General features: G+C 71.9%; 16 protein-coding genes. 11 read left to right on the top strand and 5 right to left on the bottom strand.

The window, feature by feature from the left end:
* Positions 1–5: 5 nt before the first annotated feature.
* A complete protein-coding gene (gene galU / locus IG64_RS05740; protein ID WP_037852704.1) occupies positions 6–908 on the bottom strand; it encodes a UTP--glucose-1-phosphate uridylyltransferase GalU in 903 nt (300 codons plus the stop codon).
* A 101-nt stretch (positions 909–1,009) separates the two neighbouring features.
* Between galU and IG64_RS05735 the strand changes: the two genes are divergently transcribed.
* A complete protein-coding gene (locus IG64_RS05735) occupies positions 1,010–1,624 on the top strand; it encodes a 5-formyltetrahydrofolate cyclo-ligase (RefSeq protein ID WP_037852701.1) in 615 nt (204 codons plus the stop codon).
* A 104-nt stretch (positions 1,625–1,728) separates the two neighbouring features.
* On the opposite strand, the gene IG64_RS05730 is transcribed toward IG64_RS05735, so the two are convergent.
* Entirely contained in the window at positions 1,729–4,629 is a 2,901-nt protein-coding gene (locus tag IG64_RS05730; protein ID WP_037852700.1) for a penicillin acylase family protein, read from the bottom strand.
* Between the two features lie 211 nt (positions 4,630–4,840).
* Between IG64_RS05730 and IG64_RS05720 the strand changes: the two genes are divergently transcribed.
* The 6 genes from IG64_RS05720 to mscL all read left to right on the top strand — a co-directional run bounded on the left by IG64_RS05720 (position 4,841) and on the right by mscL (position 11,157).
* Positions 4,841–6,352, top strand: a complete 1,512-nt coding sequence (locus tag IG64_RS05720; RefSeq protein WP_078883816.1) for a potassium/proton antiporter — start codon at positions 4,841–4,843, stop codon at positions 6,350–6,352.
* Positions 6,353–6,747: 395 nt separating this feature from the next.
* On the top strand, positions 6,748–8,043 hold the full coding sequence (locus IG64_RS05715; protein WP_037852695.1) for an MFS transporter: 1,296 nt from the start codon (positions 6,748–6,750) through the stop codon (positions 8,041–8,043).
* Positions 8,044–8,110: 67 nt separating this feature from the next.
* Complete coding sequence (locus IG64_RS38370) at positions 8,111–8,452, top strand: FmdB family zinc ribbon protein (protein ID WP_078883815.1); 342 nt, start codon at positions 8,111–8,113, stop codon at positions 8,450–8,452.
* A 271-nt stretch (positions 8,453–8,723) separates the two neighbouring features.
* Positions 8,724–9,557 (top strand): S-methyl-5'-thioadenosine phosphorylase, encoded by an 834-nt coding sequence (locus tag IG64_RS05705; protein WP_037852693.1) that lies wholly within the window; start codon positions 8,724–8,726, stop codon positions 9,555–9,557.
* 505 nt (positions 9,558–10,062) lie between these two features.
* Positions 10,063–10,635 carry an RcpC/CpaB family pilus assembly protein gene (locus tag IG64_RS41965; protein WP_037852689.1) on the top strand — a complete coding sequence of 191 codons (573 nt, stop codon included), beginning with the start codon at positions 10,063–10,065 and terminating at the stop codon, positions 10,633–10,635.
* A gap of 57 nt (positions 10,636–10,692) precedes the next feature.
* Positions 10,693–11,157 carry a large conductance mechanosensitive channel protein MscL gene (gene mscL, locus IG64_RS05695; protein WP_199811516.1) on the top strand — a complete coding sequence of 155 codons (465 nt, stop codon included), beginning with the start codon at positions 10,693–10,695 and terminating at the stop codon, positions 11,155–11,157.
* A 160-nt stretch (positions 11,158–11,317) separates the two neighbouring features.
* Here the strand turns inward: mscL and IG64_RS41485 are convergent, their stop codons facing one another.
* Positions 11,318–11,488 carry a hypothetical protein gene (locus IG64_RS41485; RefSeq protein ID WP_199811515.1) on the bottom strand — a complete coding sequence of 57 codons (171 nt, stop codon included), beginning with the start codon at positions 11,486–11,488 and terminating at the stop codon, positions 11,318–11,320.
* A 74-nt stretch (positions 11,489–11,562) separates the two neighbouring features.
* Here IG64_RS41485 and IG64_RS05690 point away from each other — a divergent pair, with 74 nt between their 5' ends.
* The 4 genes from IG64_RS05690 (at position 11,563) to IG64_RS05675 (ending at position 16,471) form a co-directional block, all read left to right on the top strand.
* Complete coding sequence (locus tag IG64_RS05690) at positions 11,563–12,822, top strand: low temperature requirement protein A (RefSeq protein WP_037852685.1); 1,260 nt, start codon at positions 11,563–11,565, stop codon at positions 12,820–12,822.
* A gap of 65 nt (positions 12,823–12,887) precedes the next feature.
* Positions 12,888–14,021: a P1 family peptidase gene (locus tag IG64_RS05685; protein WP_037852683.1), complete on the top strand. Its 1,134-nt coding sequence runs from the start codon at positions 12,888–12,890 to the stop codon at positions 14,019–14,021.
* Positions 14,022–14,258: 237 nt separating this feature from the next.
* Complete coding sequence (locus tag IG64_RS05680) at positions 14,259–15,482, top strand: L,D-transpeptidase (protein WP_078883814.1); 1,224 nt, start codon at positions 14,259–14,261, stop codon at positions 15,480–15,482.
* 242 nt (positions 15,483–15,724) lie between these two features.
* A complete protein-coding gene (locus tag IG64_RS05675) occupies positions 15,725–16,471 on the top strand; it encodes a DUF6227 family protein (RefSeq protein ID WP_037852681.1) in 747 nt (248 codons plus the stop codon).
* A gap of 140 nt (positions 16,472–16,611) precedes the next feature.
* Here the strand turns inward: IG64_RS05675 and IG64_RS05670 are convergent, their stop codons facing one another.
* Both IG64_RS05670 and IG64_RS05665 read right to left on the bottom strand, forming a co-directional pair.
* Positions 16,612–16,866 carry a hypothetical protein gene (locus IG64_RS05670; protein WP_037852679.1) on the bottom strand — a complete coding sequence of 85 codons (255 nt, stop codon included), beginning with the start codon at positions 16,864–16,866 and terminating at the stop codon, positions 16,612–16,614.
* Between the two features lie 110 nt (positions 16,867–16,976).
* Positions 16,977–19,232, bottom strand: coding sequence for a PTS fructose transporter subunit IIABC (locus tag IG64_RS05665; RefSeq protein ID WP_037852678.1), 2,256 nt, complete (start codon positions 19,230–19,232; stop codon positions 16,977–16,979).
* Positions 19,233–19,297 lie beyond the last annotated feature (65 nt).

The raw sequence follows: 19,297 nt of genomic DNA, 5'->3' as shown, positions 1-19,297 counted from the left end.
CGTCGTTACATCTCCTCGGCTACGTACCGCTGAAGCCAGGCCCTGAAGTCGGGGCCCAGGTCTTCACGTTCGCACGCGAGTCTGACAATGGCACGGAGGTAGTCGCCGCGGTCGCCGGTGTCATAGCGGCGGCCCTTGAAGACCACGCCGTGCACCGGGCCGCCGACGGTCTCCTCCTGGGCGAGGCGCTGCAGGGCGTCGGTGAGCTGGATCTCGCCGCCGCGGCCGGGCTCCGTCTTGCGCAGTATCTCGAAGATGTGCGGGTCGAGGACGTAGCGGCCGATGATCGCGTAGTTGGACGGGGCGTCGGCCGGCTCGGGCTTCTCCACCAGGCCGGTCACCTGGACGACGTCGCTGTCGCCGGTGGCCTCGACGGCGGCGCACCCGTAGAGGTGGATCTGCTCGGGCGCGACCTCCATCAGGGCGACGACGCTGCCGCCGTACTGCGCCTGGACCTCGATCATCCGCTGCAGCAGCGGGTCGCGGGGGTCGATCAGGTCGTCACCGAGCAGCACCGCGAAGGGCTCCTCGCCCACGTGCGGGGCCGCGCAGAGCACCGCGTGCCCCAGGCCCTTCGGGTCGCCCTGGCGGACGTAGTGGATCATCGCCAGGTCGCTGGACTCCTGCACCTTGGCGAGCCGTTCGGTGTCGCCCTTCTTCTCCAGGGCCGACTCCAGCTCGTAGTTGCGGTCGAAGTGGTCCTCCAGCGGGCGCTTGTTGCGGCCCGTCACCATGAGGACGTCGTCGAGACCGGCGGACACGGCCTCCTCGACCACGTACTGGATCGCCGGCTTGTCCACGACCGGCAGCATCTCCTTGGGAGTGGCCTTGGTGGCCGGCAGGAACCGGGTGCCGAGGCCTGCCGCGGGAATGACAGCCTTGCTGATCCTGGGGTGCGCGTGACTCATGGCGGCCACCTTAACCGCTGCGTTTGTAGGGTTCCGCGCCTCCGGTTCATTAGATCGCATATGAGCACATTTACTGTTCGAGGAAGGGCACGGGAGCGACCTTGAGTCACATCGGACGGACAGCGGGGCCCGGCAAGCAGACCCTGCGCCGGGAGGTCCTCGCCGCGCGCGACCGGCTGACCGTGGACGACGTGCGGGAGGCCGCCGACGCGCTGGCCCGGCGCGCGCTGGAGCTGCCCGAGCTGGCGGGGGCGCGCACGGTGGCCGCATACGTCTCCGTGGGCGCCGAGCCGGGCACCCTCGCGCTGCTCGACGCGCTGCGCGCGCGGGGTGCACGGGTCCTGCTGCCCGTACTGCTGCCGGACAACGACCTGGACTGGGGTGCCTACGCCGGTGAGGGCTCCCTCGCGCGCGTGCGCCGCGGCGGGCGGATGGCGCTGTTCGAACCGGTCGGCCGGCGGCTCGGCCCGGACGCCGTGACGGCCGCCGACGTCGTCCTGCTGCCCGGCCTGGCCGCCGACTCGCGCGGAATGCGGCTGGGGCGCGGCGGCGGTTCCTACGACCGTGTCCTGGCGCGTCTGGAGCGGGCGGACGCGCACCCCGCGCTCGTCGTCCTGCTCTACGACCGCGAGGTCGTCTGGCACGTCCCGGCCGAACCGCACGACCGGCCGGTGCAGGCGGTGGTCACGCCGTCGGCGGTCCGGCGCTTCACCTGACCTGCCCCGCCCGTCCTCGAAGGAGAGCCCGGGTACGACGACGGCCCTCCACGCGCGCGTGGAGGGCCGTCGCCCGGTGCGGTGCCGTGCCGCCGGTCAGCGGCTCACGGCTTGAGCACCAGCGTGTCGCTCGTGCTCTTGCCGACGGCGCCGGCCGAGTAGGACCAGGGCAGCAGCTCGCCCTTGGCCCACTTGTCCGTCTGGTCGGTGTAGTGGGCGCTGAAGGCGTGCCCGGAGGCGCCGGTGAGGTTGATCCACTTCGACTTGTCGAGGTCGGCGAGGTTGACCACCATCCGCATGGACGGCACCCACACCACCCCGTAGCCGCCGGCGGCGTTCCACCCGGAGGCGTTGACCGCGGCCTCGCCGCCGCTGAGCTTCCAGGGGCCCCGGTTGAGGACGTACTTCAGGAAGCCGGGTCCCTCGGTGCCCAGGGTCTGGTTCTTCAGGAACAGGCGGTGCAGCCGGCCCCAGTTCCAGGTGTCGATGTCCTTGCCGAGCTTCGAGGTCAGCTCCCAGCGGGCGTCGATCAGGGCCCGCTCGAAGAGCTGGTCGCGGTTGTCGGCCTTGGGGCGGGTGCCGGAGGCCGGCGTCTTCCACCAGTCGCTGTCCGGCTGGTTCACGAGGGTGCGGACCACCTCGAACCAGCGGTCGCCGCCGTCCGGCTGGGCCTGGTCGGCCGACCGCTCGCCGCACTCGCGGACCTTGGTGTTCTCGTCGACCGGCCCGGTGTTGCCGGTCGGCTCCACCCACAGGCACTGGCCCTTGACCCGCAGCTCCTTGGGCAGCTTGTTGCCGAAGGCCAGCTTGAGGATGTTGCGCCACACCGCGTTGAAGTACGCGGCCGCCGCCGAGTCGGCGTCCTGGGTGTAGTCCCAGCCCTCCAGCAGCTTCTGTGCCTGCCGGACGTCCTTGTCGCGGATGTCGATCTTCAGCAGCATGGGCACGAGCAGCTTGGCGATCTCGCTGCTGTTGTCCATCTGCATCTGGCGCATGTCGTCGGTGGAGATCTTGCCGCCGCCGTCGATCTTCGACTGGATCAGGTCGGCGATGCGCTGGCTGCGCGTGCCGTACCCCCAGTCCGTGGTGAGCGTGTACGGGTACTTGTCCGGGGAGACCACGGCCTGGTTGGCGGTGACGATGTAGCCCCGCTTCGGGTTGTACTCGTAGGGCAGCTCGGCCTGCTTGATGTAGCCCTTCCAGTCGTACTTCGAGTCCCAGCCGGGCGCGGGCACCGAGCCGTCGTCGTTCTTCGCGCGCTCGGGGATGCGGCCCGGCAGCGTGTAGCCGATGTTGTTGCCGGTGTCGGCGTAGACCAGGTTCTGCGAGGGCACGTCGAACAGCGCGGCGGCCGAGCGGAAGTCGCTCCAGTCCTTGGCCTTGTCGAGGGCGAAGACGGCGTCCATGGTGGTGCCCGCGTCCAGCGCGGTCCACCGCAGGGCGATGGCGTACCCGTCACCGCGGTCCGGTGCGGCGGTGGTGACCTGGGCCTTCTTGCCCACCTGAACCAGCTCGTCGTCGCGGTCGGACAGCAGCGGCCCGTTCTCGGTCTCGCGCACGACGATCGTCTTGGAGGCGCCCCCGGCGACCTTGATGGTCTCCTGGCGGGTCCGGAACGGCACCGTCTTGTCGTCGCGCAGGTAGCCGTCGCCGCTGAGCTTCTCCAGGTAGAGGTCGGTGACGTCGACGCCGGAGTTGGTCATGCCCCAGGCGATGTCCTGGTTGTGGCCGATGACGACGCCGGGCATGCCCGCGAAGGTGTAGCCGGTGACGTCGTAGGGGCATTTGCCGGACACGGCGCGGCAGTGCAGGCCCATCTGGTACCAGACGGACGGCAGCGCGGCGCCCAGGTGCGGGTCGTTGGCGAGCAGCGGCTTGCCGGTGATGGTGTACTTCCCGGCCACGACCCAGGAGTTGGAACCGATGCCGTCGCCGTTCACGCCGACGGCCGTGGGCAGGTTCTGCATGACGTCGCGCAGGCCCATGAGCTGGCTCTGCACGCCCGACCCGCCGGAGGCACTGTCCGAGCCGCCGCCCGCTGTGGTACCGGCGGTGAGACCGCTCGACGTTCCAGTGCCGGTGCCGGTGCCCGCACCCGTCCCTGTACCGGTGCCCGTCCCTGTGCCGGTTCCGCTGCCGCTGATCCCCGAGGTGCCGGAACCGCCGAGCGGGCTGCCGGAGCCACCGGACGCGCCGGAGCCACCGGACCCGCTCGCACCGCCTTCGAACGCCTGCGCGAGTTCGTCGTACTGGCCCCGCGTGACGATCGGCTTGTTCCGGCTGTACGGGTAGTCCGGGTACAGGTCCTTGATCTGCTTGGGACCCAGACGGCTGGTCATCAGGGCGCGGTCGATCTCGTCCTGCATGTTGCCGCGCAGGTCCCAGGCCATCGCCTTCAGCCAGGAGACCGAGTCGACGGGGGTCCACGGAGCGGGCTTGTAGTCGTTGGTGAAGCCGAGCGCCGCGTACTCCAGGGAGATGTCCTTGGCGTCGCGGCCCTTGAGGTAGGCGTTGACACCCTGGGCGTAGGCCTGGAGGTACTTCTTGGTGGTGGCCGACAGCTTCTTGTCGTACTCCTGCTCGGCGACCCGGTCCCAGCCCAGGGTGCGCAGGAACTCGTCGTTCTGGACCTGCCCCTTGCCGAACATCTCCGACAGGCGCCCGGAGGTCATGTGCCGGCGCACGTCCATCTCGTAGAACCGGTCCTGCGCCTGGACGTAGCCCTGCGCCATGAAGAGGTCCTGCGGGGACGAGGCGTAGACCTGCGGGATGCCGTAGCCGTCCCGCTTCACGTCGACGGGACCCGACAGGCCCTGGAGCGTGACCGAACCCTTGGTCTGCGGGAAGGAGGCGCGGACGGTGCTGACGGACCAGTAGGCCCCGTAGGCGATGCCTCCGATGATGGCCAGCACCAGGACAAGCACGATCAGTCGGGCTTTTCGCCCCTTCTTCCTGCCGGACTTGCCGGGCTTGTCACCCGTTGTGGCGGTGGTGTTGGGGGGCATCGCTGTCCTTGCTGTCCTAACGCGAGCGGCAGGCGGTACTGGAGTGCTGGAGCAACCATAGGCGCAGGACCCTGTGCCCCTTGACGCGGAGTCGGGTCCAGGCAGGCACGGGCGTTCGATCAGGCCGCCGGAAGCGTCAAGAAAGCGTCAAGAGTTAGGTAAGGTAACGAAGTAACCGGAGAACGCGGAGAACTCGGGGAAGGAACCGCCACTGACTGTCCAGCACCTCAACCAGCTCCTGCTCGCCTGCTCCCTCGTCCTGCTCGTCGCGGTCGCGGCGGTACGGATCTCCTCGCGCAGCGGGCTCCCCAGCCTGCTCGTCTACCTGGGGATCGGCATCCTCATGGGGCAGGACGGCCTCGGTCACGTCCACTTCAGCAACGCCGAGATGACCCAGGTCATCGGATACGCGGCCCTCGTCGTGATCCTCGCCGAGGGCGGTCTCGGCACGAAGTGGAAGGAGATCCGGCCGGTTCTCCCGTCCGCCTCCGTGCTGGCTCTGGTCGGGGTCGCGGTCAGCGTCGGCGTCACGGCCGCCGGCGCCCACTACCTGACCGGGCTGGAGTGGCGCCAGGCCCTCATCATCGGTGCGGTCGTCTCCTCGACGGACGCGGCGGCCGTCTTCTCGGTCCTGCGGCGCGTCCCCCTGCCCGCGCGCGTGACGGGCACCCTGGAGGCCGAGTCCGGCTTCAACGACGCCCCGGTCGTCATCCTCGTCGTCGCCTTCTCCACGGCCGGCCCCGTCGAGCACTGGTACGTCCTGGTGGGCGAGATAGCTCTGGAGCTGGCCATCGGCGCCGCGATCGGTCTCGCGGTGGGCTGGCTCGGCTCCTGGGGGCTCAAGCACGTCGCCCTGCCCGCCTCCGGCCTCTACCCGATCGCCGTGATGGCGATCGCGGTCACCGCCTACGCCGCCGGAGCGCTGACCCACGGCAGCGGCTTCCTCGCCGTCTACCTGGCGTCCATGGTCCTCGGCAACGCCAAGCTGCCGCACTGGCCCGCCACCCGCGGCTTCGCCGAGGGGCTCGGCTGGATCGCCCAGATCGGCATGTTCGTCCTGCTGGGTCTTCTGGTCACGCCGCACGAACTGCTCGACGACTTCGTGCCCGCCCTGCTCATCGGCCTGATCCTGACCATGGTCGCGCGGCCGCTGAGCGTGCTGCTGAGCCTGCTGCCGTTCCGGGTGCCCTGGCCGGAGCAGGCCCTGATGTCCTGGGCCGGACTGCGCGGCGCCGTCCCCATCATCCTGGCCACCATCCCCATGGTGAACGGCGTCGACGCCAGCGGCCGCATCTTCAACATCGTCTTCGTGCTCGTCGTGGTCTACACCCTGGTGCAGGGCCCGACGCTGCCCTGGCTGGCCCGCAAGCTCCGGCTCGGCCAGGGCCAGGAGGCCGCCGACCTCGGCATCGAGTCGGCGCCCCTGGAGCGGCTGCGCGGCCACCTGCTGTCCGTCGCCATCCCGGAGGGCTCGCGGATGCACGGCGTGGAGGTGGCCGAGCTGCGGCTGCCCGCCGGATCCGCGGTCACCCTGGTCGTCCGCGAGGGAAAATCGTTTGTCCCGCTGCCGACGACCGTCCTGCGGCGGGGCGACGAACTCCTCGTGGTCGCCACCGACCCGGTCCGCGAGGCGGCGGAACGGCGGCTGCGCGCGGTCGGCCGGGGCGGCAAGCTGGCGAGCTGGCTGGGCGCGAACGGCGCCACGGCGAGCGGGGGGTCGTGAGGGGCCTGGAGGTGCACGGGCCGCAGGGTTCGTGAGAACTCTGGGGCCCGGGGCTCCGGACGCTCTGGAGTTCCTGGGGCCGCCGGGGTGGCGGTGCGCCGGGGTCGTGGGGCCGGGTCCGTGGGGATCCCTCACCCCGGTTCCTCCCCTGTGCCGAACGCAGGGCAGGGCGCCCGTGGTGCTCGCTTTCACAGGGGCACAAGCCTTCCGTCCCTGTAGGATGAAGGCGCACCCTGATCGAACCAACTCTGCCTGACGCAGAGCTGGCGCGACCGTATGGCGGTCGGGACGCTCCGAGTGGGCGCCGGCATCTACCGCAGTCCGCGCAAGAGGACAGCTCTCGGCGCGCCCGCACCCAAGGGCCCGCGCTACCAGGCGGCAGAAAGGCACGGGCCGTGGGATCCGCGGTCACCACCACCGACCCCGCGAAGACCTCGACGGCTACCTCCCGACCCGGATACGGGCAACTGCTGCGCACCCGCGGTGCCTGGACGTTCCTGCTCCCCGGTTTCGCCGCGCGCCAGCCGTTCGCGATGCTCACCATCTCCATCGTGCTGCTCGTGCAGCACACCACCGGCTCCTACGGCGCGGCGGGCGCCACCGCGGCCGTCACCGGCGTCTCCATGGCGCTGTTCGCGCCCTACAGCGGACGCCTCGCCGACCGTTACGGGCAGCGCGCCGTCCTGCTGCCCGGTGTACTGGTCCACACCGCGGCGGGCCTGACGCTGACCGCGCTCGCGCTGGCGCACGCCCCCCTGTGGGCACTGTTCGTGGCAGCCGTGCCGACCGGTGCCTCGGTGCCGCAGGTCGGGCCCATGGTGCGCGCCCGCTGGGGCGTGACGCTCAAGGACTCACCGCTGATGACCACGGCGGCGGCCTTCGAATCGGTCACCGACGAGCTGACCTTCGTCTTCGGCCCGCTGCTCGCCACCGCCCTGTGCACGGCCCTCGCCCCGGCGGCCGGCCTGTTCACGGAGTCCGCGCTGACCCTGGTCGGCGGTCTGCTCTTCGCCGCGCAGAAGCGCACCCAGCCGCCCGTCTCCGGCGGCGGGCACGCGCGCGTGCGGCACGCCTCGGCCCTCAGCATCCCCGGTGTGCGGGTGCTGATCGTGACCTTCCTGGGCATCGGCTCCGTCTTCGGCGGCATGCAGGTCTCGCTGGCCGCCTTCACGGAGTCGATCGGCGAGCCCGGCCTCAACGGCGTCCTGTACGGGACCTTCGCCGCCGGCAACATGCTCTCCGGCATCGTCTGCGGCGCCATCGCCTGGAAGGTGGCCCCGCAGCGCCGCCTGGTCGTCGGCTACACCGCCCTGGCGCTGGCCGCGTCCGCGCTGTGGACCGCGCACTCGGTGCTGCTGCTCGCCGCACTCGGCCTGCTGGTCGGCATGTGCATCGCGCCCGCGCTGATCACCGGCTACACGCTGGTCGAGGGCCTGGTCCCGGCAGGCGCCAGGACCGAGGCGTTCACCTGGCTCACCGGCGCGGTCGCGCTCGGCCAGGCCGCCGCGGTCACCGTGGCCGGACAACTGGAGGACCGCCTGTGGGGCGGCGCCGGATTCCTGGTCCCGATGGCCGGTACGGTGCTCGCGCTGCTGACCCTGGTCACCCTGCGGTCGCGGCTCACCGAGCGGGCCGACAGCCGCCTGGTGGCACGTGGCGTCGGTCACCGCGAACCCGTCGCAGTGGACTGACGCCGAGGAATACGTCACTATGGATCGTCGTTAGCACTCATCGAGTGAGAGTGCCAGGAGGAAGACAGTGCCCACCTATCAGTACCAGTGCACCGAGTGCGGCGAGGGCCTCGAGGCGGTGCAGAAGTTCACCGACGACGCACTCACCGAGTGCCCCAACTGCGGTGGCCGCCTGAAGAAGGTGTTCTCCGCGGTCGGCATTGTCTTCAAGGGGTCCGGCTTCTACCGCAACGACAGCCGCGGCTCCTCGTCGAGCAGCAGCCCCGCGTCGTCGTCGAAGTCGTCGGCCACGTCGTCCTCGGGGTCCTCCGACTCCTCGTCCTCGTCCTCGTCGGGTTCCTCGTCGTCCGGCTCCGGTTCGTCGGCGTCCTCGTCGTCCACGAGTTCCGCGGGCAGCTCCGCCGCCTGACGCACCGCTTCCAGGACCCTGCCGTCACCGGACGGCGGGGTCTTCGGTGTCTCCTCCGCCGCCCCACTGCCGCGGCCGGCTCCCGCGTCTTCGCCCTGGCGGCCGGTGTTCCGGGCGGGCGGCCGGTGTCCCGGGGGGCCGGTGTTCCGGGGGGCCGCTGAGGTCGCGGACAGGTCGCTGAGGTACCGGGCAGGCTACCGAGGTCGCGCCCCGACGGCTGAGGTCACGGGCGGGCGGCCGGTGTTCCGGGCGGGCGGCTAGTGTGCGGTGCATGGTGAACGCAGAGATCGGTGTCATCGGCGGTTCCGGCTTCTACTCGTTCCTGGACGAGGTGACCGAGGTCCGCGTCGACACGCCGTACGGCGCGCCCAGCGACTCCCTCTTCCTCGGCGAGATCGCCGGGCGGCGGGTCGCTTTCCTGCCCCGCCACGGCCGCAGCCACCATCTTCCCCCGCACCGCATCAACTACCGGGCCAACCTGTGGGCGCTGCGCTCCGTCGGCGTGCGCCAGGTGCTCGGCCCGTGCGCGGTGGGCGGTCTGCGCCCGGAGTACGGTCCGGGCACGCTCCTCGTGCCGGACCAGTTCGCCGACCGTACGAAGTCCCGGGAGCAGACGTACTTCGACGGACTGCCGCTGCCCGACGGCACCCTCCCCAACGTGGTGCACGTCTCGCTCGCCGACCCCTACTGCCCCGCGGGCCGGGCCGCCGCGCTGAAGGCGGCGCACGGGCGGAACTGGGAGGCCGTCGACGGCGGCACCCTCGTCGTCGTGGAGGGCCCGCGCTTCTCGACCCGCGCCGAGTCGCTGTGGCACCAGGCGCAGGGCTGGTCGGTGGTGGGCATGACCGGACACCCCGAGGCCGCGCTCGCCCGGGAACTGGAGCTGTGTTACACCTCGCTGACCCTCGTCACGGATCTCGACGCGGGCGCGGCGAGCGGTGAGGGCGTCTCCCACGAGGAGGTGCTGCGGGTGTTCGCCGCCAACGTGGAACGGCTGCGCGGGGTGCTGTTCGACACGGTGGCCGCGCTGCCGCCGACCGGGGAGCGCGACTGCCTGTGCGCGAACGCCCTGGGCGGGATGGACCCGGGCTTCGCGCTGCCGTAGCGAAGGTGTGCACCGCCCCTGCTCCGGACGGCCGCCCCCGTCCGAAGCAGGCGGAACCTCTCCTTCGGGTGAGGGAGTTGTCCACAACCAGCGAGTAACGCACGGGCTGCGGCGGCGCACGGCGCGAGGCCTCATCGTGGCATCGCAAGCCGGTTCCACGCCGGTGTCCCGAGCGCAGGTGGTGACTCCCATGTCCCTCTCGTCCACGCCCTTCCCGGCCTCGTCCGCGTTCCCCTCGTCCGCGTTCCTCTCGTCCTCGTCCGCGTCTCTCTCCTCGACCCGCCCGTCGTCCCTTTCGGCGGCCGCGGACAGCCCGCCGGCCACATACCGCGCTACGGCAGCGGACCCCTCTGCGTCCCCCGCCGTCGGCCGCCCGGCGCCCGAAGACCACGTGACGACCGGTGACCAGCTGGCGACCGCTGACCGATTCGCGGCCGCTGACCGCTTTCCCACCTGCCGGCCGTCCTCCTGCCCGCCCGGCACGGAAGCCCCGGAGCCGTGCGAGGTGCCGCACTTCGCCCCCGTGCGCGTGCGGGGCGGCCGGTACCGGCTGCGCCGGCTGCTGCGGCAGCGCGGACGGGCCGTGGCGGCCGCTCTGGCGGTCACGGCCGCCGCGCTGGTGGCCGCGGGCCCGCGGCTGACACCGGACGCGGACGCCGCACGCGGCGCCCCCGCCCGCGGACACCCACGGCCGTCGGCCGGCCCGGCCGCCTCCGTCCACGGCGCCCGCGCCGCGGACACGGACCGGACGGTGACCGTGCCCGTGCGCGTCGCCGACGCGGCGACGGTCCGGCTGCTGCGCCCCGGCGACCGGGTGGACGTGATCGCCGTCCCCGACCCGGCCGCGGGCGGCCGGGCCCGGGTGGTGGCCTCCGGAGCACGGGTGAGCAGGGCCCCGGAGCCCCTCGGCGGTCCCGGCGCGGCCGGGCACATGGGTTCGGTCATGGGCACCGGCGAGGGGACCGCCGGCGGAAGCGGCACGGACAATGCCCTGGTCACGCTGGCTGTGCCGCGTTCCACGGCGGCGCAACTGGCCGGGGCGGGCGCGACGGCCCGATTGGCGGTGACCCTCTGGTGAGCCATAGGTTGCTGAGCTGTTTGTTGTACAACCTGCATGCCCGAGGAGAGTCCCGAGGTGAGTACGAAGAGGGACCCGAGCGTCTGGCAGGGCTTCAAGGCCTTCCTGATGCGCGGGAACGTCGTCGATCTGGCAGTCGCGGTGGTCGTCGGCGCCGCCTTCAGCAACATCGTCAATTCCGTGGTGAAGGGCGTGATCAACCCGGTCGTCGGGGCGATCGGCACCAAGAACCTCGACCACTACAGCTCGTGCCTGAGTTCCACCTGCAAGGGCGACCAGGGCATCCAGATCATGTGGGGCTCGGTGCTCGGCGCCACCCTGCAGTTCGTGATCACCGCGGCGGTGGTCTACTTCATGATGGTCCTGCCCATGGCCAAGTTCCTGGCCCGCCAGGAGGCCCGGAAGAAGGCCAAGGAGAGCGTGCAGGGGACGCCGGCCATCGAGGTGACCGAGCTGCAGGTCCTCAAGGAGATCCGCGACGAACTGGTCGCGCAGCGCGGCGGCGAGCACGAGCGGGTGTAGCGGTCACGGGCGGACCGGACCGGCGGGATGGACCGCACCGGCCGGATGGCCCGCCCCGGCGGAGCCGACCGGGCCGGTGGAGCCGACCGGGCCGGTGGGGTCTCGGTTCCAGGTGCTTCGGCGGCCCCCGGTGGCGCAGGCGGTGCGGCGGCCCGCGGGATCACAGGTGGTGCGGCGGCTTCTCGTCGAGGAAGCGCTTGAGGTCGGCGGTGGCGTCGCCGTCCGGACGCTCGCCCCAGCCCCGGTCGGTGTCGTCGGTGGACTGCTGGTTCAGCGGATCGTCGAAGACCAGCGCGCTCTTCGGGTCACGCGGCTCGGGGGCAGTGCTCATGCCTCCAGGGTACGGTCCCCGGCGAACGCGCCTCCCGCGGGATTTTCCGGCGGCCGTCTGGTGTGCTGGGTGCCATGACGTCCAGTTCCGCTTCCGCTCGGGGATCCGGCTCCCCGGAACCCGCCCGCATCCCCCGGCCGCTGCGCCCGCTGACCGCGCGCGGGCGACACGAGTCCCACCGGGTCTCCTCACCGCTGGAGCTCTTCTTCGACCTGTGCTTCGTCGTGGCGATCGCGCAGGCGGGCGTCGAGCTGGTCCACGCCGTGGCGGAGGGCCATGCCGGGCAGGGCATCCTGAACTACGCGATGGCGTTCTTCGCCATCTGGTGGGCCTGGATGAACTTCACGTGGTTCGCCTCGGCGTACGACAACGACGACGTGCTCTACCGGGTCGTCACCCTGGTGCAGATCGCGGGTGTGCTGGTGCTGGCGGCGGGCATCTCCCGCGCCTTCTCCCAGCACGACTTCTTCCTGGTGTGGCTCGGCTACGTGATCATGCGGGTGGCGATGGCCTCCCAGTGGCTGCGCGCGGCCCGGTGCGCCGAGGGCGCGGAGCGCCGCATGGCGGTCCGGTACGCGACCGGCGTGCTGCTGTGCCAGATCGGCTGGGCGGGCCTGGTGCTCCTGCCGGAACCGGGCAGGCCGTGGGTGTTCCTGGTGATGGTGTTCGCGGAGCTGTCGGTGCCGGTGTACGCGGAGAGGGCGCACGCCACCTCCTGGCATCCCCACCACATCGCCGAACGGTACGGACTGTTCACGATCATCGTGCTGGGCGAGACGGTCTCGGCGGCCACGGTCGCGGTGAAGTCGGCCGCGGACGAGCACTTCGCGCTGGGCGAGCTGCTGCCGATCGCGGCGGGCGGCCTGCTGATCGTCTTCTCCGCCTGGTGGATCTACTTCGTGGTGCCGATCCACGGCCATCTGCGCTCCAACCACGAGTCGTTCCTGTGGGGATACGGCCACTACCTGATCTTCGCCTCGGCGGCGGCGATCGGCGCGGGACTGGAGGTGGCGGTGGAGCAGGCCGCCGGCAAGAGCCACCTGTCGGCTCTGGAGGCGTCCGCCGCCGTGACCCTGCCGAGTGCGCTGTACCTGATCACCGTCTGGGCGCTGCACGCCCGGCACTTCAAGGTGGGCATCGCCCAGCAGCTCGTCCTGCCGACCACCGCCCTGCTGGTGATCTGCTGCACCTTCCTGGGCCGGTGGGCGGTGCTCGCGGCAGGTCTCGTCTCCGCCCTCGCCGTGACGGCCGGTGTCGTCCTGACCGCGCGGATGACCGCCGGGCCGGGCGGCGCCGGGCCGGGCGGGGACCGGGCGGAGCACCAGGCGGCCTGACGTTCTCGGCGGTCCCCGGGGCTTCGCGCCCGCGACCGGGCCGGGCGCCGGGGAGACTGACGCGCATGACAGTGGACGCTTTGACGGATGTCGCCGGGATGCGGGTGGGCCACGCGACCCGCACGGGCGGCGGGTGGCTCACCGGGACGACGGTCGTGCTGGCCCCGGAGGGCGGTGCCGTCGCCGCCGTGGACGTGCGCGGCGGGGGACCCGGCACCAAGGAGACCGACGCCCTGGACCCCCGCAATCTGGTGCGGACGGTGGAGGCGGTCGTTCTGACCGGCGGCAGCGCGTACGGGCTGGACGCCGCATCGGGGGTGATGGCCTGGCTGGAGGAGCGCGGGCGCGGGGTGCGGGTGGGGCCCGGCCCCTCCCACGTGGTGCCGGTGGTGCCCGCGGCCTGTGTGTTCGACCTGGGGCGGGGAGGCGACTTCCGGGCCCGGCCGGACGCGGCCACCGGACGTGCCGCGGTCGAGGCCGCCGCCGCGAGCGCGCCGGGCTCCCCGGTGGCACAGGGGTGCGTCGGTGCGGGGACAGGAGCGGCCGTGGGGCCGGTCAAGGGCGGGGTGGGCAGCGCGAGCACGGTGCTCGCCTCGGGTGTCACGGTGGCGGCGCTCGTCGTGGCCAACGCGGCGGGATCGGCCGTGGACCCCGAAACCGGGGTGCTGTACGGCGAGTTGTTCCAGGGGCGGGTGGAGTATCCCGACGCGCGGGTGCACGAGGCGGCGCGTCGGCGGCTCGCCGAAGCCGTCGCCCGCAGTGCTCCGCCCCCGCTGAACACGACGCTCGCGGTGGTCGCGACCGACGCCGACCTGACGAAGGCACAGGCGCAGAAACTCGCCGGCACCGCGCACGACGGCATCGCACGCGCCGTCCGGCCGGTGCACCTTCTCAACGACGGGGACACGGTGTTCGCGCTGGCCACCGGCGCGCGCCCGCTCGCCCCTGACCCCGGCTCACCCGAACGCCACTCACCCGGCCCCGGCTCACCCGGCCCCGCCTCGCCCCGTACCGCCCCGCCCGCACCCGGTTCGTCCGGCTCGCTCGTCCGCGGAGGGCCCCTCGCCCTGAACGACGTGCTCGCCGCCGGAGCGGACGTCGTGACCCGCGCGATCGTACGCGCGGTGCGCGCCGCCGAGTCGGTGGACGGACCCGGCGGAACATGGCCGGCCTATCAGGAGTTGTACGGGAGGCAGTGATCCGGGCGCGGTGAGACGGGCCCGGCGACAAGGGGGGACAGTGCGGGACATACAGGGCAACTACGCCTGCCGGGCGGGCCGTCGGGCCGGCCGGAGATCTCATGGGGGCGTCGATTGTCCCGGTTCTGTCACGTGACGGTCTTTCGGCCGGACCAGCGGGAACCCCGCGAGGGGTCGGCCGCCTCTCTATCCACGCACTGCAGCCAACCACTCACTTCACACGACCTGGAGCAGCCCGTGACAACGCCGGACATAGCAGCGCGGCGCATACTGGGGGCCTGTGCCGCCCTGATGGTCGGCACCCTCACCCTCACCGGATGCGGCGGCGACGCCAAGGCCGACGACGACGGCAAGGGCGGCGGCGGCAAGGACACCGTCAAGACGTCCACGGCCAAGATCGACATCTCGGCCAAGGACGGTTCGACCGGAGCGTCGATCAACGCGACCGGCGTGAAGGTCAGCGACGGGAAGCTGACCGAGGTGAAGATGACCGTCGCCGGTTCGGGCAAGGACGTGCCGGGGTCGATCTCGTCCGACGGTTCCACCTGGAAGCCGAAGGAGCAGTTGGACCGCGGGACGAAGTACCGGATCTCGGCGACGGCGAAGGACGACGGCGGCCGCGTCGCCGCCGCGAACTCCATCTTCACGACGGTCACCACGAAGAACAGCTTCATCGGGACGTACACGCCGGACAACGGCACGACGGTGGGCGTCGGCATGCCGGTGTCGTTCAACTTCGACAAGGTGATCACCGACAAGAAGGCCGTGCAGTCGCACATCACGGTGACCTCCAGCAGCGGCCAGCAGGTGGTCGGCCACTGGTTCGGCGCCCAGCGGCTCGACTTCCGCCCCCAGGACTACTGGAAGGCCGGCTCCAAGGTCACGATGAAGATCGACCTGGACGGCGTGCAGGGCGCGAACGGCGTCTACGGCGTGCAGAAGAAGACGGTGAACTTCACGATCGGCCGCTCCCAGGTCTCCACGGTCGACGTCAACACGCAGACCATGACGGTCGTCCGCGACGGACAGACCGTCAAGTCGATCCCGGTCTCCACGGGCAGCCCCGAGCACACCACCTACAACGGGCAGATGGTGATCTCGGAGAAGTTCATCCAGACCCGCATGAACAGCCAGACGGTCGGCCTGGGCGGCGAGTACGACATCCCGGACGTGCCGCACGCGATGCGTCTGACGACGTCCGGCACCTTCATCCACGGCAACTACTGGTACAACCCGGGCAACCCGCCCTTCGGCAACTCCGGCACCAGCCACGGCTGCGTCGGCCTGCGGGACGCGCGAGGCGCGCAGGGCGACACCCCCGCCAAGTGGTTCTACGACAGCTCGCTCATCGGCGACGTCGTGATCGTGAAGCACTCCCCCGACAAGACGGTCGCCCCGGACAACGGCCTCAACGGCTGGAACATGTCGTGGAGCGAGTGGACCGCCGGAAGCGCCGCCTGACCGCTCCCGCCCCGTGACGGGCCCAGCAGGGCCCACCGGACGCTGGTCCGGCAAGGCGCCGCCGAGTGCACCAACGGGCCGCTGAGCAGCGGATTTCGACGAAATGCCGGGCCGTACGGGAACTCCTCGTGCGGCCCGGCCGTTTTTCCGCCGTACGTTTTCTCGGTTCCCGGACATGATGTCCTGCCGAGGGGCTACGGTATGCACCCACAAGGTGACATGCAGCAACGCCGGGAGAAACCTTGAGCGTTCCGTACGAGACGACCGCGTACGAACCACACCGGTCGCCCGAGTCTCCGGAGGAGCAGCTCGCGCGGCTCCTCGGTCGCGCGCTGAACTCCTTCGAGCTGCCCGACGAGACGATCCGCGCACTGGACTGCGCGCTGGCGTACGACGGCTCGCTGCACTCCGCGCACCACAGCGCGGGCCTGCACCGCGAGACGTACCGGCACACCTGGCTGCTCGCCGACGGATCGGCGCTCACCCTCTGGGAGCTGGTGCACAACACCGCCCCCGGCGGCGAGCCGCAGCACGAGGTGTACCTCGACGAGGAGGAGCTGGGCACGGCCACCGGGCGGCTGCCGCTGCCGCCGGACTCCCCGCGGTTCGAGCAGCCGGTGCTGGTGCAGCTCTCGGCCCTGCCCGAGGCCCGGCACGCGTACGCTCCCGGCGACGCGGCCGACCACGCCCGACGGCTCCTGCGGCGCGCGGAGAACGCGGACCGGCCCGGCGAGGAGACCGCCGCACTGCTGGAGACGGCGTGCGGACACCGGATCACGCAGGCCTTCGGCCGTCCCTGCCGCGCGGGGCGTACCGGCCTCGGCTACTCGCTGTACGAACACGCCTTCCTGCTGCGTGACGGCGTGGAGGTCTCGCTGTGGGAGGTGGAGCACACGGCGACGCCCGACGGCCGTCACATGTGCGAGGTGTACACCACGCAGAAAGCGGCGCGGGACGCCATGGAGCGGCGGGCGGCCCAGGTCTCCTGAGCGGCCGGACGGCACGGCCCGGCCGACGGCGGCGGGCCACACGACGCAGACGGCGGCGGGCGGCGCGGACGACGGCGGCGCGGTCGCCCTGGGCGCCACGCGGTCGGCCGGTCGCCGCGCGGTCGGCCGGTCGGCGGCCGTCAGCGGCCGTCGCTGAGCCGGCGTACCAGGCCGGCGAAGGCGTCCCGCTCCGCCGGGGTCAGTTCGACGTACTCCCGGTGGGGGCCGGAGGCTCGCTGGGCGGGCAGGGCGCGCAGAGCGGCCGGGTGCGGTCTGCGGCGGATCTCGAACCGGAGACCGAAGCGGTAACCGGCGAGGCCGACGGCGCACAGGAGGATCAGCACGGCGGGCAGGACCACACCGAACCAGACCAGGAACGGGACGTGCTCAGGCATGTCTCAAGTGAACACCACGGTCCGGGACGTTGGCCCCGGACCGTGACGTATCTCGCAGGTGACGTGAACTACTCACAGCACCTCAAACAGGCAGGATGCGGTCGGTGCGGTCAGGCCGCCACCGGCTGCTTGCCGTGTGCCGACGCGGTCCGCCCGCCCTCGTCGTCGCCGTCCGCCGCGCCCGCACCGCCCTGCCGGGACGCCCCCAGCGTCTTCAGGGCCACCACCAGCGCGGTGGTGGCGCAGACGCCGGCCGCGACGGCGATCAGGTAGAAGAACGGGTTGCCGATCAGCGGGACGACGAAGATGCCGCCGTGCGGGGCGCGCAGCGTGGCGCCGAAGGTCATCGACAGGGCGCCGGTGAGCGCGCCGCCGACCATCGAGGCGGGGATCACGCGCAGCGGGTCGGCCGCCGCGAACGGGATGGCGCCCTCGGAGATGAAGGAGGCGCCCAGCACCCAGGCGGCCTTGCCGTTCTCGCGTTCGGTGTGCGTGAAGAGCCGGCCGCGCACGGTCGTGGCCAGGGCCATCGCCAGCGGCGGCACCATGCCCGCCGCCATCACCGCCGCCATGATCTTCATCGCGGAGTCGCTCGGGTCCGAGACCGCGATCCCGGCGGTGGCGAAGGTGTAGGCGACCTTGTTGACCGGACCGCCGAGGTCGAAGCACATCATCAGGCCCAGCAGCGCGCCGAGCAGGACGGCGTTGCTGCCGGTGAGGCCGTTGAGCCAGTCGGTCATGCCCTTCTGCGCGGTGGCGATGGGTTTGCCGATGACCACGAACATCAGGAACCCGACGACCGCCGAGGAGATCAGCGGGATCACCACCACCGGCATGATGCCGCGCAGCGCCGCCGGGATGCGGACCTTCTGGACGGCCATCACCACGCCGCCCGAGATCAGACCGGCCGCCAGGCCGCCCAGGAAACCCGCGTTGATCGTGAGGGCGATCGAGCCGCCGACGAAGCCCGGGACCAGGCCGGGCCGGTCGGCCATGCCGTAGGCGATGTAGCCGGCCAGGACCGGGACGAGGAAGGCGAAGGCCACCCCTCCGATCTGGAACAGCAGTGCCGCCCAGCTGTCGGACTGGGTCCAGACGAAGTGGTCCATGACCGACGGCGCCTTGTTGATCCTGTACCCGCCGATCGCGAAGCCGAGAGCGATCAGCAGGCCGCCCGCCGCGACGAAGGGGACCATGTAACTGACACCGGACATCAGCCACTTGCGCAGCTTGGTGCCGTAGCCCTCCCCCGCCTCACCGGCCCGCTCGACGGGCGTGCCGCCGGGTGCCGCCGCCGCGCTCACCTCGCCCCGCGCGGCCTTGCCGCGCACCTCCCCGATCAGCTCGCCGGGCCGGTTGATGCCCGCCTTGACGCCGACGTCGACGGTCGGCTTCCCGGCGAAGCGGTGCTTGTCCCGTACGGGGACGTCGTGGGCGAAGATCACGCCGTCGGCCGCCGCGATCACGGCCGGGTCGAGCCGGGTGAACCCGGCCGAGCCCTGCGTCTCGACGACCAGTTCGACGCCTGCCTCGCGGCCGGCGTTCTCCAGCGACTCGGCCGCCATGTAGGTGTGCGCGATACCGGTGGGGCAGGAGGTGACGGCGACGATCCGGAACGGGGGCGCGGACAGGGGCGCGGGTTCCGCCCCGGGGGCGGACGGGCTGGCGGAGGTGCCCGTCGCGGCGCCGGCGGAGGCCGCCGCCGGCGCCGCGACGGAGTCCCTGGTGCCCCCGGAGGTCCCGGAGGTCCCGGGGGTCCCGGAGTGCTGCGGCTTCTCCGAGACCTCCGGCTGCTGCGAGTTCTCCGGGTTCGCCGGGTTCTCCGGGTTCTCCGGGTTCTCCGGGTTCTCCGGGTCGGTGGTACGGCTCTCGGCAGCCGTACGGCTCTGCGCGCTCACGCCTGTCCCGGCGCCGACCGCCGGGCTCTCGTCGCCGCGGATCAGCGCCGCCGCCGTCGCCGCGTCGCCCGCCGACCGCAGCGCGTCGGTGAACCCGGTGTTCATCAGCTGCCGGGCCAGCGAGGACAGGATGGTCAGATGGGCGTCGTCGGCGCCCGCGGGAGCGGCGATCAGGAAGATCAGGTCGGCGGGACCGTCCGGTGCGCCGAAGTCGATCCCGGCGGCGCTGCGTCCGAAGGCGAGCGTCGGCTCGGTGACGTGCGCGCTGCGGCAGTGCGGGATGCCGATGCCGCCGTCGAGGCCGGTCGGCATCTGCGCCTCGCGGGCGGCGACGTCCGCGAGGAAGCCGTCCAGGTCGGTCACCCGGCCCTGGGCCACCATGCGTTCGGCGAGGGCGCGCGCCGCCGCCTCCTTGGTGTCGGCGGACAGGTCGAGGTCGACCAGGTCCGCGGTGATCATGTCACTCATCGCGGGCTCCTTAGCGCGCGTATCGCCCGGGCGGGGGGACGGGGGCGGAGGGAAGTGGGAACGGG

The organism is Streptomyces sp. NRRL S-340 (assembly GCF_000720185.1).
GTDB lineage: Bacteria > Actinomycetota > Actinomycetes > Streptomycetales > Streptomycetaceae > Streptomyces.
Note: the sequence above shows the minus strand (reverse complement) of the source record. Positions and strands in the feature narration are given on the sequence as shown.